Origin of the sequence: Staphylococcus cornubiensis (assembly GCF_900183575.1) — a bacterium.
In the GTDB taxonomy this organism is placed as follows: Bacteria; Bacillota; Bacilli; order Staphylococcales; family Staphylococcaceae; genus Staphylococcus; species Staphylococcus cornubiensis.
The window spans coordinates 20,217-37,873 of sequence record NZ_FXUZ01000019.1; the positions used below are offsets into that span (position 1 = coordinate 20,217).

15 protein-coding genes and 1 riboswitch are annotated in these 17,657 nt (G+C 36.7%); of the genes, 12 read left to right on the forward strand and 3 right to left on the reverse strand.

Annotated elements, in window-relative coordinates; all coding sequences use genetic code 11:
- The first annotated feature begins 76 nt into the window (after positions 1-76).
- The 6 genes from manA (at position 77) to CCE82_RS11685 (ending at position 7,439) form a co-directional block, all read left to right on the forward strand.
- The gene (gene manA / locus CCE82_RS11650; RefSeq protein ID WP_086429531.1) at positions 77-1,015 is read left to right on the forward strand and encodes a mannose-6-phosphate isomerase, class I; all 939 of its coding nucleotides are present in this window, start codon (positions 77-79) and stop codon (positions 1,013-1,015) included.
- 16 nt (positions 1,016-1,031) lie between these two features.
- Positions 1,032-1,268: a hypothetical protein gene (locus CCE82_RS11655; RefSeq protein WP_086429532.1), complete on the forward strand. Its 237-nt coding sequence runs from the start codon at positions 1,032-1,034 to the stop codon at positions 1,266-1,268.
- An 80-nt stretch (positions 1,269-1,348) separates the two neighbouring features.
- Positions 1,349-2,713, forward strand: a complete 1,365-nt coding sequence (locus CCE82_RS11660; protein WP_086429533.1) for an EVE domain-containing protein — start codon at positions 1,349-1,351, stop codon at positions 2,711-2,713.
- A gap of 489 nt (positions 2,714-3,202) precedes the next feature.
- Positions 3,203-3,898, forward strand: a complete 696-nt coding sequence (locus tag CCE82_RS11665; protein ID WP_086429534.1) for a hypothetical protein — start codon at positions 3,203-3,205, stop codon at positions 3,896-3,898.
- Between the two features lie 1,645 nt (positions 3,899-5,543).
- The gene (gene nhaC / locus CCE82_RS11680; protein WP_086429537.1) at positions 5,544-6,974 is read left to right on the forward strand and encodes a Na+/H+ antiporter NhaC; all 1,431 of its coding nucleotides are present in this window, start codon (positions 5,544-5,546) and stop codon (positions 6,972-6,974) included.
- 60 nt (positions 6,975-7,034) lie between these two features.
- Entirely contained in the window at positions 7,035-7,439 is a 405-nt protein-coding gene (locus CCE82_RS11685) for a thiol-disulfide oxidoreductase DCC family protein (protein WP_086429538.1), read from the forward strand.
- 580 nt (positions 7,440-8,019) lie between these two features.
- Here the strand turns inward: CCE82_RS11685 and deoD are convergent.
- Positions 8,020-8,730 carry a purine-nucleoside phosphorylase gene (deoD, locus tag CCE82_RS11690; protein ID WP_019165775.1) on the reverse strand — a complete coding sequence of 237 codons (711 nt, stop codon included), beginning with the start codon at positions 8,728-8,730 and terminating at the stop codon, positions 8,020-8,022.
- A gap of 219 nt (positions 8,731-8,949) precedes the next feature.
- Here deoD and CCE82_RS11695 point away from each other — a divergent pair, with 219 nt between their 5' ends.
- Together CCE82_RS11695 and CCE82_RS11700 are read left to right on the forward strand one after the other, a co-directional pair.
- Complete coding sequence (locus tag CCE82_RS11695; protein WP_086429539.1) at positions 8,950-10,251, forward strand: pyrimidine-nucleoside phosphorylase; 1,302 nt, start codon at positions 8,950-8,952, stop codon at positions 10,249-10,251.
- A gap of 11 nt (positions 10,252-10,262) precedes the next feature.
- Positions 10,263-10,616, forward strand: coding sequence for a DoxX family protein (locus CCE82_RS11700; protein ID WP_086429540.1), 354 nt, complete (start codon positions 10,263-10,265; stop codon positions 10,614-10,616).
- 60 nt (positions 10,617-10,676) lie between these two features.
- On the opposite strand, the gene CCE82_RS11705 is transcribed toward CCE82_RS11700, so the two are convergent.
- Positions 10,677-11,147 (reverse strand): S-ribosylhomocysteine lyase, encoded by a 471-nt coding sequence (locus CCE82_RS11705; protein ID WP_086429541.1) that lies wholly within the window; start codon positions 11,145-11,147, stop codon positions 10,677-10,679.
- Positions 11,148-11,444: 297 nt separating this feature from the next.
- A riboswitch (SAM riboswitch) is annotated at positions 11,445-11,550 on the forward strand.
- A gap of 105 nt (positions 11,551-11,655) precedes the next feature.
- On the opposite strand from CCE82_RS11705, the gene CCE82_RS11710 reads away from it, so the two are divergent.
- The 3 genes from CCE82_RS11710 (at position 11,656) to CCE82_RS11720 (ending at position 14,819) form a co-directional block, all read left to right on the forward strand.
- The gene (locus CCE82_RS11710; RefSeq protein WP_086429546.1) at positions 11,656-12,834 is read left to right on the forward strand and encodes a M20 family metallopeptidase; all 1,179 of its coding nucleotides are present in this window, start codon (positions 11,656-11,658) and stop codon (positions 12,832-12,834) included.
- 3 nt (positions 12,835-12,837) lie between these two features.
- Positions 12,838-14,028 (forward strand): L-aspartate--L-methionine ligase LdmS, encoded by a 1,191-nt coding sequence (ldmS, locus tag CCE82_RS11715; protein ID WP_086429542.1) that lies wholly within the window; start codon positions 12,838-12,840, stop codon positions 14,026-14,028.
- 119 nt (positions 14,029-14,147) lie between these two features.
- Positions 14,148-14,819: a DUF2750 domain-containing protein gene (locus CCE82_RS11720; RefSeq protein ID WP_086429543.1), complete on the forward strand. Its 672-nt coding sequence runs from the start codon at positions 14,148-14,150 to the stop codon at positions 14,817-14,819.
- Between the two features lie 752 nt (positions 14,820-15,571).
- Here the strand turns inward: CCE82_RS11720 and coaW are convergent.
- Positions 15,572-16,369 carry a type II pantothenate kinase gene (gene coaW / locus CCE82_RS11725; protein WP_086429544.1) on the reverse strand — a complete coding sequence of 266 codons (798 nt, stop codon included), beginning with the start codon at positions 16,367-16,369 and terminating at the stop codon, positions 15,572-15,574.
- A 97-nt stretch (positions 16,370-16,466) separates the two neighbouring features.
- On the opposite strand from coaW, the gene CCE82_RS11730 reads away from it, so the two are divergent.
- Entirely contained in the window at positions 16,467-16,829 is a 363-nt protein-coding gene (locus CCE82_RS11730; RefSeq protein ID WP_086429545.1) for a VOC family protein, read from the forward strand.
- Positions 16,830-17,657: the final 828 nt, after the last annotated feature.

A 17,657-nucleotide genomic window follows, 5' to 3' on the forward strand; every position in this document is an offset into this window, starting at 1 on the left:
ATGTCACTCCCAAAAATCATATCTGACATACATAATGAAAATTAGCAAACTATGAAAGAATGAGAGGTGATCCCCAATGCCATTAATACTCGAGCCTGTTTTTCAGGAAAGAATTTGGGGTGGAACAAATCTCGCACAATTTGGTTATGATTTACCGAGTGACCATACTGGAGAGGTATGGGGAATTTCAGCTCATCCACATGGTGCGAATCGCATTTTAAATGGTCCGTTTAAAGGACAAACATTAGATGAGGTGTGGGAAAATCAACCGAAATTGTTCGGTGAATTTCCGACAAAGAAATTTCCTTTATTAACAAAAATACTAGATGCAACAGAGAAATTATCTGTCCAAGTCCATCCGGATGACACGTATGCTTACGAACATGAAAATGGTGAATACGGCAAGACAGAATGTTGGTATATTCTTGAAGCGAGACAAGGTGCTGAAATTATTTATGGCACGCACGCGGAATCACGTGAAGCTTTAAATGAGATGTTAGATCAACATGAGTTTGAACGTTTATTTAAGCGTGTCCCTGTACATAAAGGTGATTTTTTCTTTGTACCAGCTGGAACGGTGCATGGAATTGGTGATGGGATTATGATTTTAGAGACACAACAGTCCTCAGATACAACTTATCGTATTTATGATTATGATCGCGTGGATAAAGAGGGAAAGAAGCGTGATTTACATCTTGAGAAGGGTAAAGATGTCATTAATATTGGTGATGAAAGTCCAAATGTCATTCCACAAACGGAAGTCATTGAGAATCATAAATGTACGATATTTGTACAAAACCACTTTTTTACAGTGGCAAAATGGGAGATTAGTGGCACACTGAATTATATGAAACCACGCGAGTTTGTGTTAGTATCTGTGCTTGAAGGACAAGGACAACTCATATCTGATGGTGAAATTTATGATATTCAAAAAGGGAACCATTTGATTTTAACAGCAGAAGATTTAGACAATGTTTTTGAAGGTGATTTTACGCTTATGGTGAGTTACGTTTAAAGAACAGGAGATTATTATGAAAATTGGACTATATATCGCATTAATATGTGGCGTGGTCGCAGGTGCAACGATTTTCTTTCAAGCACTCCTTTTTCCATCCCTTGTATTTCCGATTGTCATTGGAATGATAGGCATGATTGCGACGTTATGGACCTTACCTCAACATGACATAAGCCCGATGTTAAAACTCGGCGGCATCATGATTAATTTATTCCCAGTTGTCGCTGGAATATTACAACTCATTAACGGATAGCAAAAAGTGATTGTTGTTTGATGACAATACTTTTATAATAAATGAGATAAAATAATTAAAGAAGGAGATACAATGTTACCATGACAGCAGAAACGAATTATTTTTGGCTGAATTGTGGTTATAATCGATGGAATCACAATGAACCACTCGTTGGACAAAAAACAGTATTTGAATCAGGAGCACAGTTTAATCCAACACAAGGGTTTCGTGCTTTTAAACAAGCCAAAATCGGTGATAGAGTCATCTTCTACCAAGTTCAAACAGATGCCGGTTTACTCGGTTGGGGCGAGATTACTAACGTTCAAACAGGCGCACAAAATAAAATACATGTTGAGTTCAAATTTGTTGAAACGTTTAAAGCATTAACGACAGATTACCTTAAAAGAAGTGAACCATTAGAGTTTCGTATGAACAACATGAAAGAAACATTGTTCAATAAAATTTCTTACGACGAATTCGAATTGATTAAAGGGCTAGGCAGTGGTGACATTTCTATTCCAAGATACTTTTTTATTGCGGAAACTGAAAATTTTGAGCCAGATGAAACGTATACGATTTACACACATACAATTAATGGCATTAAAAGAAATGGCTATCATCACTATACGCAACTTGAAGTCGGCGATCAGATTATCGTCTATAACCGCTACTCTAATCAGTCCGTCATTGGTCGCGCAGAAGTGGCACATCATATTCATCAAAGACCACCAGAAGCGGGGAGAACGAACAGTACAGCAATCGAGATTCGTTATGTAGAAGATATCCCACCTGTCAGTTTGATGACATTGAACAAGCATCCTAAACTTAAAAATCTGTACTTCTTACAAGAAAATGCGAAACAAGCGATTGCGAGCCTCACACCGACACAATTTGATGCGATTATGGAAATGAGCGAAAATGATGGCTTAAAAGGACAATTTGAAGCTGTCACACATTCAGACGAAGGTCACAACGGAGAAGAGATTAAGCCTTTTATTTTATTATTAGCTCATGATAAGGAAGAAGGTTTGAAATCTGCCAAAACACTTGTTGAAAAAGCGAATGCTACATCAGTCGTTACAGTAGGGCATCCTGACTTTTCCGAAGAGATGTTGTACGGGAGATATTTACCTAATGAAGCAGGCGCATTGTATTATAGAGAAGGATTCATAACAGAATTAATGCCTAAAACGGATCGCCAATTTTTAGTGATGGATCAATTTGAACGTATCGATGTAGATATTTTTCAAACTTACATTAACGTCTTAGAAGGTCATGAAGTGACGTTACCACGCTATAACAAAAATGGAAATATGGTGAAATGGAGTATGGAGAAAGACTCATTTTATCGATTTAATCCGAATTGGCACATTGTCGGTGTGACTTATTTGACGCCACAAGAAGTGAAGGCGAAGTATCCGGCTCAGTTTTTGAAATATGCACGTATCGTACAAGTGAAACATTAATCAAAAAGACATTCAGTTGAGAGGCTGAATGTCTTTTTTTTCGGCTTTATATCGTGTGTGATACATAAAGGTTGCTTTAACCGTGCTGCACGTTCCAAGATGTTGGAATAATAAGCGACTTTTGCCAACACCAATCTTCGTAAAACATACTATAGCATTGATTAGAAAGAGCAAAACAAGGGTTAAAAAACGCTTAATGCGTACGTTATTTTCATTGCGACTCATTTTTTAATTTAAGAGGAAGTCATTCAGCGTAAATTTGTCTCGAAGGTGATAATTTATAGAAAAATTTTACTTACAAAGTCTTTGTTTTAATGAAGCGAGAAGCAAATTAAAAAATGGTGAGTTGGAATAATTTAGGGAAATCGATCTAACAGGATACATTTATCAAATTTTCTATATTTGGAATGAAAATAGGAGTGTTTTCCAAAAAAATATGGTAAAATTTATATATGAAAATATTATTATTAATTTTATAGGAGGTTTTTTATGAGGTTTAAGTCTTTTATATTTATGCTAGTTATTTTCTTTAGTTTATCTAATATTTTTTCTTTTTCTGTTAGTGCTAAAGATGAAAGTGGAGTTAATTACAAAAATTTTGTTTTAGATAAGATTCAGAAGAAAGAAATAATTGTCAATACCAACCAAAAAGATTTGAATTTGCAAGATATTCAAGTTAATACATTTAATGAAAAAGGGAAGAAATACACTTATATTACTGTTCCTTTTAGTGACAAATATAGTCTAACTAGTAATTTAACTTTGGTGTTAGATAAAAATAAGAAAGTACTTGAGTATTCTGAAGCGATTGTGACTAAGAGTAATAAGAATACTTTTGACATCAACTTGTATAAAAATGGTAAGTTAGTAAAAAATGAGATTACTGATTTTAAATACAAAAATAATAAAGAAATTGTTGATGAAGTAAAAGATTATAAAAAGAATCCCGAAAAATATAAGAAGTATGAGAAAGGGGAAAGGTTAGCTGCAGCTGGTTTTGGTAAAACTGCACTTTGTTTAGGTGCTGTATTAGGTGTTGATTTGGTTGTGGCTAAGTTAATAGCTGGAACTTGTGTTTCAACTTGCGGGGCCGGTGTCGTTCCTATATGCGCTGCTTGCGTGGGTGGTGTGGCTACTATGGGAGCTGCTAATATCGGTGGAGTTATTGCGTGTTTTAAAGCATGATGAATAATAATGGGAATTTTGATTTTTATGATTTTATAATTCCTGTTTTTATGCTTCTGGGATGTATTATCGGGATTTTGATTGGTGTTTTTTTATTTCCTTTGGAATATATGATTTATTTCATTTCTTTCTTTTCAGTTTTGGGATATTTGTTAGCTTTATTATGTGTATATATAAATAAATTTAGATAATTTTGGGGACTGGGACATTAAGTTTTCCCAGTCCTATTTATCGTGGATCTATATCTACAGTTGATGATAATAATGACGAAAACGACGAAGAATTGGACATAAAAAGTGGATGATATGGATTGTCTTCATATCAGAAACAGCCCCTAAGAAACGCGAAGCCATGAAAGCAATCAAAAATACAATTCAAAACGGAAGGGCAAGTTAAACAATATATTGCATCAATATCATCAAAAATTTTTATGTCCCACCCCCTTCTTCCAGATAATAAGGGTAACTATTTTGATTGAGGTAGTTACCCTTGACCTATTGATATGACTGAATTTAAACCCCAAAAAGCTGCTTTTATCCTATACTATTGTATCGTTTTAGGTATCTAAGATAAATGAAAAATAGGAAGGAGAAAAAGCAACTTTTTATATACATAGTATGCGATGTAAATGGCGGTATGAAAATGCTGTTTTTCAGAATTTTAGAGAACGTCACATTGGGGAAATCAAATGGAATGAGTAAAGGAATGTAATACATTTTTATCGTTTGTTTCAGATATGACGCTTGAAATGACAAAACTATCCTCTAAATCAGTATTTTTTATTGTAGCAATAATATATCCATCGCTCTCAGAATAAATAGTTTCGTGCCAATAACTAATGGTAAAATACCGACCAATATTCGTTTTTTAATTTCAGAGGTTTAATACATTTTGAAAGAAATAAACAATGTATCGGTTTTTCTCTGAATAAGCAATTCACTACATATTAAATATCTTTTGTCCCTATATTGTTGAAGTCTAATCTTAATTTATAGGGTTTTGCTACTTGAAAATAAGGTGTTTCGTTTTCTCAATCAATGTTAATATTGATAAGTTTGATGATTACGTAATTTTCTCGAATTCTTGTTAAAAATATATCCAAGGCGTTGTTTATGAATACTTTAGAACATTGAATCATTTCATGGCTAATGTTTCTTTTGAGTGCCTTGCTTTCTAGTCTTTTTAAAACGCAACACATGATAACAAATCCAAAATATAAACACCCAAATCATTGCTGAACTTTTATAGTCACCTGGCATGTATATGACTGTGAACACCATCAAAGGCGCAAAAATAAGTAAGAGCTTAAAATATAACTTCCAATCTACATTTCGAATGCGTGTCATAAAACACCTACTTTATCATTTGATATTTTTATCGTATCAAAAGTCGCTTAATCATCCAATTAATAAAAAAATTGAGATACATCATCAAGCATTACTAGATTTCCAGTCTCAGTACTGCCATATTCGCATCATTATTTTTACTACACCTCTTTATGAAATCGCTTTCTAAAAAACCGGAAAAATGTGTATAATGATTTTTAAGGAAAAGGGGAAAATAGATATTGATGATTCCTAGTACTTATCGTATTATATTTATACATATAAATGCATAAATATAATACTGAAAGGAGAGGGTCTCGATGAAACAAGAACAAAAAGTTAAAAAAGAAATCAGTGTTTGGTATGCCCTACTAACACTTACAATTATGATTGGTGCGATGCTCTATACCGTTGTTAAGCTTCAACAACCGCCACATCTGCCTCTACTCATCGGTACGTCTGTTGCGATTATTGTTGCCTTAGCTCATGGATATCGTTGGGAAGAAGTAGAAGAAATGATGTATAAAGGGATCCGACATGCTTTACCGGCAGTGGTAATTATCATGTTAGTGGGTCTGATTATCGGTGCGTGGATTGGTAGCGGCGTTGTTGCGGCTATGATTTATTATGGTCTGAAATTAATTTCTCCTACATATTTCTTAGCAGTTGTAGTGATTATTTGTGGTATCGTGTCATTGGCGATTGGTAGTAGTTGGTCAACTATGGCAACGGTAGGTGTTGCATCAATGGGTATCGGGATGAGTATGGGGCTATCACCAGGTATGGTTGCAGGTGCTGTCATCTCAGGTTCATATTTTGGTGATAAAATGAGCCCGTTATCAGATACGACGAACCTTGCTTCAGGGTTAACGAATGTTGATTTGTTTGAACATATTCGTCACATGTTTTATACCACGATTCCAGGTCTCATTATTTCATTAATCATTTTCTTTGTTATGGGACAAATGTATGGTAGTGATCATTTAGAACAACAAAAAATTGATGCCATTATGAACGGCATTCAAGATGCATTTGTGATTTCACCATGGTTGCTGTTGATACCGCTGATTGTCATCATTGCGGTTGCTTTTAAAGTTCCAGCCATTCCAGCTATTGTTTTAGGGATTGTGTTAGGATTCTTTACGCAAATTTTTGTGCAAGGAGATACACTCGTCAACGCTGTAAAAGTACTACAGACAGGTTTTACTATTGATTCTGGCAATAAAACAATCGATGAACTTTTTAATCGTGGTGGTCTAGAATCGATGTTCTACACGATTTCACTTACATTGGTTGCGATGACGTTTGGTGGCTTACTTGAATATTCAGGCATGTTAAAAGCGCTGATCTCCGTGGTGTTAAAGTTTGCGAAAAATACTGGTTCATTAATCGCATCAGTCATCATTTCGTGTGTAGGGACGAATTTATCTTGTTCTGAGCAGTATATCTCGATTATTGTGCCATCACGTATGTATGTCTCAACATTTATTGATAAAGGGCTTCATCCTAAAAACTTATCGCGTGCATTAGAAGATGGCGGTACGTTGACGTCAGTATTTGTGCCTTGGAATACGTGTGGTGTGTTTATCTTTACGACATTAGGCGTCTCTGTCAGTCAATATGGACCGTTTGCAATATTGAACTTTATTGTACCGATTATTTCAATTATTTACGGCTTTACAGGATTCAAAATTATTAAATTATCACCAGCTGAAAAAACGTATTATCAGCAGCAAGAAGTAGTCCATTAAACAATTGTTGCCTATGATAAATAACATGAAAAATGGGTATAACTAGAAAGAGGTGATGATATGCCAATTGTTTATTACGATGATCGTTGTATTTATTGCTATAATTATGCGATTTGGTTAATTCGACACGGACTTTCTAGAAGTTATCAGTTTGTACCGTTAAAAAGTACGGCGGGTGATGCATTGAAAAAAGCGCATCCTGAAGTGCTTGAATACAATAGCGTGGTACTCCAAGAAGGGGACCATCTCACATTTCAATCTACAGCGATTGCGAAATTAATTTTTACGTTAGATGGATATAAGTGGCTCGCTGCATTACTGTGGCTCGTTCCAAAACCGTTGAGAAATCTAGGGTATCAACTATTTGCGGATAATCGAGATAAAATGTGGAAAACAACTTGGGCCAAAGCCAATGCATATGAACAGTCCTTTTTTAAACAAACCCAAGTCCCTACAAAAGAATGAGTAATCATACAAAAGAGGGTAGGACATTATGAAAAGCCAGTCCTATTTATCGTGGAGCTATAACTACATTTGATGATAATAACGACGAAAACGAAGAAGAATTGGACATAAAAAGTGGATGATATGGATTATCTTCATTTTAGAAACTTGCCCTCTGTTCCAGTAATTTGAGTATGATTGCCAGAAGGCTGAGACTCTTGAGGGATCAGCTGGTCCGGAAAATCCACTAACGCTTCAACAAATGTAATAGTTTAATTAAGCGTTAGTTAGTTGAAGGGCCAGCCCCTAAGAACGCGAAGCCATGAGGGCAATCAAAAATACAATTCAAAGCAGAAGGGCAAGTTGAACAAAATATTGCATCAATACTGTCAAAATTTTCAATGTCCCAACCTCTTATTTTTTATTGCTGTTGACGTTGGTGTTAGTTGACAAAAGAAATGATTGCATGAATAGCCCGAAACACTGTTAACCATGCGAGACCAAGCTTAGCATCCAAAAGCATAAAGCGTCGATAGGAAGCGGACAAGTTTAGCAATAAAAAACCACCTACATTGTCATGTGAGGTGGTTTTTTTGAATGATTATTCCGCGATTTCTAACGCGACTTCCATCATTTGTGTGAAGGAATTTTGACGTTCTTCTGCAGTTGTCGCTTCATCACGAAGTAAATGGTCACTTACTGTAAAAATACCTAATGCTTTTTTACCCGCTTTAGTTGCATTTAAATATAAACCTGCTGATTCCATTTCAACACCTAAAATGCCCATTTCAATCCATTTTTGGTTGAAGTCAGGGTTCGCATTGTAGAATGTGTCTGAAGATAAAATGTTACCAACATGTGCACGCGCACCAATCTCATCCGCTTTTTCTTTAGCTTTAACGACTAAATCGAAGTCAGCAAGTGGTGAGAAGTGACCTGGAATTTGGAATTGGTCAACGTAATCAGAGTTTGTTGATGCACCTTGGCCAATAATAATGTCGTAAAGTTGAATATCTTCTTGCATTGCACCACAAGAACCGATACGGATAATGGTATCCACATCAAAGAAGTTATAAAGTTCGTATGAGTAAATACCAATACTTGGGATACCCATACCTGATCCCATTACTGAAATTTCTTTACCTTTATATGTACCTGTATAGCCAAACATGTTACGTACGTCGTTAAATTGCTCTACATTTTCTAAAAAGTTTTCAGCAATAAATTTTGCACGTAATGGGTCACCTGGCATTAAGACAGTTTTTGCAATTTTTTTACCATTAGGTTGAATATGTGGTGTTCCTTGAGTCATCTGAAACATCTCCTTAATACTTTTATTATCACTTTAAAGATAACAGATGTATCACTAAATGTCGACGAAGTTCTAAGAGTGATATCAATTGAAAAAGTTGATGAATTGACAAATAATTAGGAATGCTTTCGTTTCAACAATCAAGGGCATTCGTTTATAATAAAAGTGTATACAACAATTTGATAACTTCAAAAATGATAAAGAAATGAGGGAATAGCCATGAGAATGGTAGATATTATTGCTAAAAAAAGGGATGGACATGCATTAACGAAAGAAGAAATTGAATTTGTCGTGAATGGTTATACGAAAGATGAAATTCCTGATTATCAAATGTCTAGTTTAGCAATGGCAATTTTTTTCCAAGATATGACAGATGAAGAACGTGCTTATTTAACGATGGCGATGGTTGAATCAGGCGATCAAATTGACCTTTCTAATATTGAGGGTATTAAGGTTGATAAACATTCAACAGGTGGTGTAGGTGATACGACGACACTTGTTCTTGCACCATTAGTTGCCGCGTTAGATGTACCTGTTGCGAAAATGAGTGGTCGTGGTTTAGGTCATACAGGAGGCACGATTGACAAATTAGAATCTGTAGAGGGCTTCCACGTTGAAATTTCTGAAGAAGAATTTGTGAAGTTAGTAAATGAAGATCGTGTGGCGGTTATCGGTCAAACGGGTAACCTAACGCCTGCAGACAAAAAGATTTATGCGCTCCGTGATGTGACAGCGACAGTGAATTCTATTCCACTAATTGCATCATCTATTATGAGTAAAAAAATTGCAGCCGGTGCAGATGCTATCGTATTGGACGTTAAAACAGGTAACGGTGCTTTCATGAAAACAGTAGAAGATGCGGAACAATTGGCGCATGCAATGGTTAAAATCGGTAATCAAGTGGGTCGTCAAACGATGGCGATTATTTCTGATATGAGTCAGCCACTAGGTCGTGCGATTGGTAACGCGCTTGAATTACAAGAAGCCATTGATACGTTAAAAGGTGAAGGTCCTGAAGATTTAACGGAACTTGTATTAACATTAGGTTCTCAAATGGTTGTACTTGCTCAAAAAGCGAAAGATTTAGATGAGGCACGTGGTATGTTGCAAGAAGTGATTGATAATGGTCAAGCACTTGAAAAATTCAAAACGTTCTTAAGCAATCAAGGTGGGGACGCATCTGTTGTAGATGATCCTTCAAAATTACCAACAGCACAATACCAAATTGAATTACCAGCACAACGTAGCGGTGTCGTTTCAGAAATGATTGCCAATGAAATCGGTATTGCTTCAATGATGTTAGGCGCAGGTCGTCAAACGAAAGAAGATGTCATTGATTTAGCAGTAGGTTTGGTACTCAACAAAAAAGTCGGTGATCGTGTAGAAGAAGGCGAATCACTGTTAACAATTTATGCGAATAGTGAAGATGTCGAACAAGTCAAACAAAAATTGTATGATAACATTACGATTTCAGACCACGCAGAACAACCACAGCTTATTCATACAATCATTACTGAATAAAGGATGATAAGATGAAACAAATAGGTCGAATCGTATTAGGTCTCGCATTTATGGCAATTGGGGTACTCCATTTTACAAGAGAGCGTCAATTTAGAAATATTGTGCCAGCGTATTTACCCTTTCGTAAAACAGCTGTACTCGTGACAGGTGTATGCGAAATCGTGATTGGCGTGTTGTTAGTATTACGACGCCCATCAAACACATTGAAAAACTGGATGAATGCATTTTTACTCGCAGTTTTTCCAGCAAATATTTATATGGCACGCAAAAAATTGCCATTAGGGGACAAACCATTATCTGATACAGCGAGATATGGACGTCTTCCATTACAATTTGTACTCATGTATATCATTAAGAAATTATAGTTGAACAATAAAACCGAGTAACGACACTGTTAAAGTTGTGTTGTTACTCGGTTTTTATGTTTATTTACCTGTTCCGAAAACGTCATGCCATTGGTCACGTTTGTCTAAAAAGGCTTGTGCGATTTCTTTTGCACCTTCTAATGAGTGTGAAGCAGCCCAACCACATTGTACTTCATTACAAGCAGGTACTTCCTCCGCAGCTAATACATCTTGTAGTGTTTTTTCGACGATGTTTAACACATCATCATAATCGGTATGGTTAATGAAAGAGACGTAGAACCCTGTTTGGCAACCCATTGGACTCAAATCGACAACTTTGTCTGAATGGTTACGAATATTTTCGGCCATGAGATGCTCTAAAGAATGAAGTCCAGGCATTTCCATATGTTCTTTATTCGGTTGTTTGAAGCGAATGTCGTATTTATAAATGTCATCTCCATTAAGACCTTGCATTTTGCCCGCGAGACGAATGTATGGTGCAACAACTTTAGTATGGTCTAAGTTAAAACTTTCAACGTTCATTTTTGGCATTGGTATGACCTCCTTCATGTTTAAATCTATTTTAACATATTCAAAAGAAGATGAAAGGGGCTAGCAATGTGTTTAAATCGCGGTATAATAGGGAAAAGTGCTTTAAACCTATTATTACGAGTAGTTTAGTAAGGATTAATGCAATTTAAAAAATATTTTAGATGAACTACAAAGTCATAGCGAAATCGAAATTTGTAGCAAGAAGAGTGGAAATATCGTTAGAAAATTTTGAAGAGTTTTAAAAATGGCATGACAAAGTGCTAAAAATTCGTTAAAATAATTACAAAATTGAATCAATATTTATCAAGAGTGGTGGAGGGAATTGGCCCTATGAAACCCAGCAACCTCATCGGATAACGATAAAGGTGCGAATTCCAACAGTGTAAATGCTGAAAGATAAATGAGGGCAGAGATGTTATCGCAAATATACATCAGTCACACTTATCAATGTTTGTGTTGGATGTAGTTTGAGATAACATTTTTTGTTTAAGGAGGAATCAACACAGTGATAACGGTAGAACAACGTATTTTAGATTATATTGATCAACATAAATGGGCTTATATTGACATGAGCCATCAAATTCACGGACGTCCTGAATTGGGCAATGAGGAAATTTTTGCTTCTCGTTTACTGATAGAACATTTAAAAGCACACGATTTTGAAGTAGAACGAGATATTGCAGGACATTCGACAGGTTTTATTGCGACGTATGAATCGGAAGTTGAGGGACCGACGATAAGCTATCTTGCTGAATATGATGCGTTACCAGGATTAGGACATGCCTGTGGTCATAATATTATCGGTACATCGAGCATGTTAGCGGCGATTGCGTTAAAACAAGTTGTGGATGACATAGGGGGAAAAGTCATTTTGTTTGGTTGTCCTGCAGAGGAAGGTGGCGAAAATGGAAGTGCAAAGGCTTCTTATGTAAATGAAGGGCTATTTGATGATGTCGATGTTGCATTAATGATTCATCCGGGTAATGAAACGTATCCGACGATTCCGACCCTTGCCGTCGACGTGTTAGACATCAAATTTTATGGTCAAAGTGCGCACGCTTCGGAAAATGCGGAGGAAGCACGCAATGCATTAGATGCGATGCTGAGCTATTTTAATGGTGTTGCACAACTTCGTCAACATATTAAAAAGACAGAGCGTGTACACGGCGTCATTTTAGATGGCGGTCAAGCAGCGAATATTATTCCTGACTTTACACATGCGCGTTTTTATACACGTGCGACGACGAGAAAAGACTTGGATATACTTACTTCAAGGGTTCATGATATTGCGCGAGGGGCGGCAATACAGACTGGCTGTGATTTTGAGTTTGAACCGATTCAAAATGGGGTGAACGAATTTATTAAGTCACCACAATTGGATGCGCTATTTGAACATTATGCGACAGCACTCGGTGAAGAAGTGAGTCATGACGATTTCGGATACGGTTCAACTGACACAGGGAATGTCAGCCATGTCGTTCCAACGATTCATCCTCACGTTAAAATTGGGCCGAGAAGTTTAGTCGGGCATACGCATCGTTTTCGTGAAGCGGCGGCGAGTCCGATGGGGGATGATGCATTGATTAAAGGTGCAAAAATCATCGCATTAATGGGGGCAAAATTAATACAAGATCAAACGTTATTAGCAGAGATACAAAAGGAGCATCAACATAAAAGGGAGAAATGATCAATGACACACCACATTCAATATCGTAGTCAATTAACTATGGGAGAAATTTATGACACCAACATCGTGTATACTTCTAGACCCTCGTATGTTTCGAATCCTTGGTTAGCACCAGATGAACATCAATCTAACTTTTTAACAGGGCGTGAGTTACTCATTGCGCAATTACCAGTTATTGTTCATGAGGCGAGTATTACGGACAAATTAAAACAATTATTTCAGTTGATAGGTGAAGAAATTCCACAAGATGTCATCACGTTTCATGACCAGGAGAGCTATGAACAAACATTAAAGCGACTGACAGAAGAGGAAGCACGCGCGATTTATTTCCAATATGTCCATGGTGACGATATTGTTGACGCGAAAGATTATGCGATAGATAAGCAACTGTTTAAAGACTTAAATAACAAATCATTAATTCCGAAATGGACTGGCGGTCGATATGTCCCAAAACGAGAAATTGTCGCATTTAAAGACTTTAAAGCTGCGGTCAAACAATGGGATTTACCGCTCGTCATTAAACCAGGCGACGATTTACCAACTGCTGGGGGTTACGGCGTCATGATTTGTTATAACGAGGAAGATTTAGAAAAAGCGATGACACGTGTCGAACAGGCTGAAGCGGCTACAGAGACATTAATCATCGAACAATGTGTTGAAGCGGTCGATAACTATTGTGTACAGTATGCATGGCACCCCGAAGATGGCATCGTTTACTTAGGTTCGGCCAAGCAACTGACAAATGCGTATGGCTTTTATAACGGTAATATTAACGCCATCACAGTACCTGAAAAGGTCATTCAAGCGGGGTACGAGATTATGGACATCGCCGTTAAAGAAGGTTTTATCGGTATTGCTGGGTTTGACTTACTTGTCGATGCAGCAGGTGACGTGTATGCCATTGATTTAAATTTTAGACAAAATGGGTCGACAAGTATGTTGTTGCTCAAAGACAAACTAACAGGTCCATATCACAAGTTTTACAGTTATTTTGCGAACGGAGACAATGCGCGATTCTTTAATGCGATTCGTCACTTTATTGAACTTGGTGTCTTGTATCCACTTTCCTACTATGACGGGGATTGGTATGAAGGCGAACATGTCAATTCGAGGTTTGGCTGTATCTGGCATGCCAGCAGTTTAGAACAAATTGAAGCATTTGAAAGACAATTTAAAGAACGTGCAGGCATTTAAAACATGATGCATGTTGGTATGTTATAGTGGAATGAGAAGACCATACAGTCGAAATTTGACGAATAGGGATGTCTGGTTTATATTTGTCAGTGATTTTGATTGAAAAAAGGAGCAGAGTCATGTCATACAAGAATGAACGTTTTTATAAAGATATACTTACAAACGAACAATTTTTTATTGCTGTAAAAGATAAAAAAATGATTAAGCATCGTTATAACGGCAAATTGTTATTTTGTTTTTGGACGCGTGAATCTTTAGCAAAAGCGTATTTAGATAATTTGAATATTGAATACGACAAAATTAAAACAATGGATATCGACCGTTTTGCGACTTATGAATTGGACGAGATGTTTGATGAAGAAGATGAGGCATTGGTTAATGTGACTGATAATGCAGAAGGTCATGAAATTAAAATTGTTGAAGCGACAAATGATTTGATGACGGATTTAGATAATATTCGTATTCGTGAATTTGTGCAAGATGTGGCGAAAACAGATACAGTCTATGGTTTAAGTCAAAAAGGGGACCGTCAATTTATGTTGGTGTATGACGAAAACGATAACTTTGATCAGTCACACTTTATGCCGGTTTGGAGTTTGCGTAAACGTGCCGAGAAAGTGGCAGAAGAGGATTTCGAATCATTTGAATTGATTGATGTAGAGGGCGAAGTTTTTGCGGATTGGTTAGATGAGTTGCGTGATGACAATCGTTATGTAGCCATTGATATTAAGCCAGGTGTAGTAGGCACGATTGTGTCAGCACAAAAATTAGCCAATGAACTCACGTTTTAAAAATAATGATGTTAATTACATCGCAAAAAGACTGATTTTGGAAGTTGTCACTTAAAAAGATGTAAGTAAAAAGCAATGTAAAAAATGAATTATGTTAGAGGGGGAGGGACATAAAAAATTTGATGATATTGATGCAGTGTTTTGTTTAACTTGCCCTGTCCCTAAGATTTTATGTTTTTAGATTGCCCTCATGGCTTCGCGTTCTTAGGGGCTGGCCCTTCAACTAACTAACGCTTGATTAAACTGTTACATTTGTTGAGGCGTTAGTGGATTTTCCGGACCAGCTGATCCCTCAAGAGTCTCAGCCTTCTGGCAATCTAACTCCAAATACAGGAAGTAGAGGGCAAGTTTCTGAAATGAAGATAATCCAGATCATCCACTTTTTATGTCAAAGTCACACACGTTTTACTACTGCTTTATCACCATTCAGCGATATAAGTTCATAAAAATTAGAGGGGCCGGGACACAATTCACAATTGAGTTTCCCGGCTCCTCTTCTATGATGAGCGAAAATCAGCGTATGAAATTGTAAAACCCATTAAGGTACATTAGATAAAAAATTGATTTTCTGTATTTATAAAAATTAGCCTCATTGAGTCACAACATTTAAATTCAAATTGCTAAAATGGACGAGACTCCTGGGAACGCGAATCCATGAAGGCAATTGTGAAATTTTAAAAAAGTTATCAATGGGGCATTGATATCAAATAAATCATTTAAGACTATCCTATTTTTTGTGTTCTAGCTATGTTTTATAAATACAGCGATCCTAATGCACCTGAGAAAGCACCATTTTGTAAGTAATGCGGCTTAAATCCTCTTAAAATCGTATAGTCCGTCACAACTTTTTGTAATAATGGATTATCTTGGAATGATGAACCGATATACACGACATCTTCTACTTGATGTTCTCGAGCGACATGAATCGCAACTGTTGTGACACTTTCACCTACAACACCAATCACAGAAGCAATTTTGTCTGCATTTGTAAATGTTTTGTCCATATTAAGTAACACATGACCAAAGTTTGCGGCTGTCAACTCGCCAGAAATAGGGGGCGTATCATTTTTATAAATATGTTTAACTTTTAAATCAATAATATCACGATCACCTTGTTGCGCCATTTCTGTCAATTGTTGGTAATCCGTAATGCCTGTTAATAAATAGCCGAGCCCTTGAATCATACCGCCACCGGTACCAATACCTCCGACACGTTTTTGCCCTTCGTTATCTGACAAATGAAGTGATGTGCCTGTGCCAACATTTGTGAAAATATATTGCTCAATATGAATATTTTGTTCCTCTAGTAAAATTTGAACCCCTTTAGCCGCTGCGTCGAATTCGATAAATTGCTGGGGTTTGCAACGAAGTAATTCACTTAAAGCTTTCGCATTACCCCCCGTCATACGAATGTCTTCACAAGCTTCTTGATTCAACCAATCCGCCACAGTTTGTAGTGCTGTAGTGGGGTATGTTTTAAAAGTACGTGTGTCATTTTGTTCAATGACCACTTTAATTAACGTGCCCCCCGCATCGATACCTATACGCATATCTGTCACCTCAAAATAATTGTTTATCACCAATATATACTATATGATAATGACGAAATTACAAGACTAAATTTGATATGAAGTGAAGGTGTGAACGATGCAATTAAGTCCATATATTATGGTTAGTAATGTAGAAGAAGCGGCACAGTTTTATGAAAATACGTTTGGTGGTACGCTCAAACGACTAAATGAACATGAGGGGCAATTGCTTCATGCAGAGTTGAATATTTCAGAGGGCGTGACATTGCATATATCCTCAAATTATGGCAAACCGATTGAACGTACAGGATACAATTTGATTCTAACTTTTGACCAACAAGAGGCGCAACAGCGAGTTTATGAAGCATTAAGTGAAGGTGGCAATCCGCATATGCCGCTTCAAAAGACATTCTTCGGTGCAATTCACGGACAAGTCACAGATCGATACGGCATTAACTGGCTCATGAACTATTTTGAATAAAAAATAAGCAAGAATGGCTGAGACTTAGAAATCATTAAGCCCTAGCCATTCTTGTGATTGAGTTGATAATAAGAAGAGAGGAGACTGGGATATTAAGTTTTCCCAGTCCTATTTATCGTGGAGCTATATCTAAAGTTGACGATAATAACAACGAAAACGAGGAAGAATTGGACATAAAAAGTGGATGATATGGATTGACTTCATATCAGAAACTTGCCCTCTGTTCCAGTATTTGGAGTAAGATTGCCTGAAGGCTGAGACTCCTGAGGGATAATACAAGGGCTTAATGCGAGTTCTAATGTTTAATCATGGTTGCTGTTTATCGCAGTAGCTGTCTGACTTCTCAATGCGATCACTTTTGAGAAGTCTAGTCAGCCTTGCGGGGGCAGTACTACGAAATCTTTGTTGCACATGAGATTTCTGTACTGCTCCCAGAATCCACTAACGCATCAACAAATGTAACAGTTTAATCAAGCGTTAGTTAGTCGAAGGGCCAGCCCCTTGGAAACATATTAAGATAGTAGTGAAGAAATTATGACGATAGTTTCTTCACTACTTATTTTTTATAATAGGTAGTTGAGAGAAGTTAAATCGAGCTTCGCGTGGATTTAAAATTCGTCCGGAAACTGATTGGCTTCACTCCCTTATGAATTTTGTTTCAATATGTAGGCTCTAGAAGTCGTGTAAGAAAATAAAGTGATTAAGGATTATGAGTGAAGGTTCGCTTATCTCAAAAATTAATTAAGGAGGCGTTTTATGCACATTTTTGGTATTGATATCAGTAAAGCATCGGCAGTTGTGGCACATTATGAAGATGAAACGTTCGTT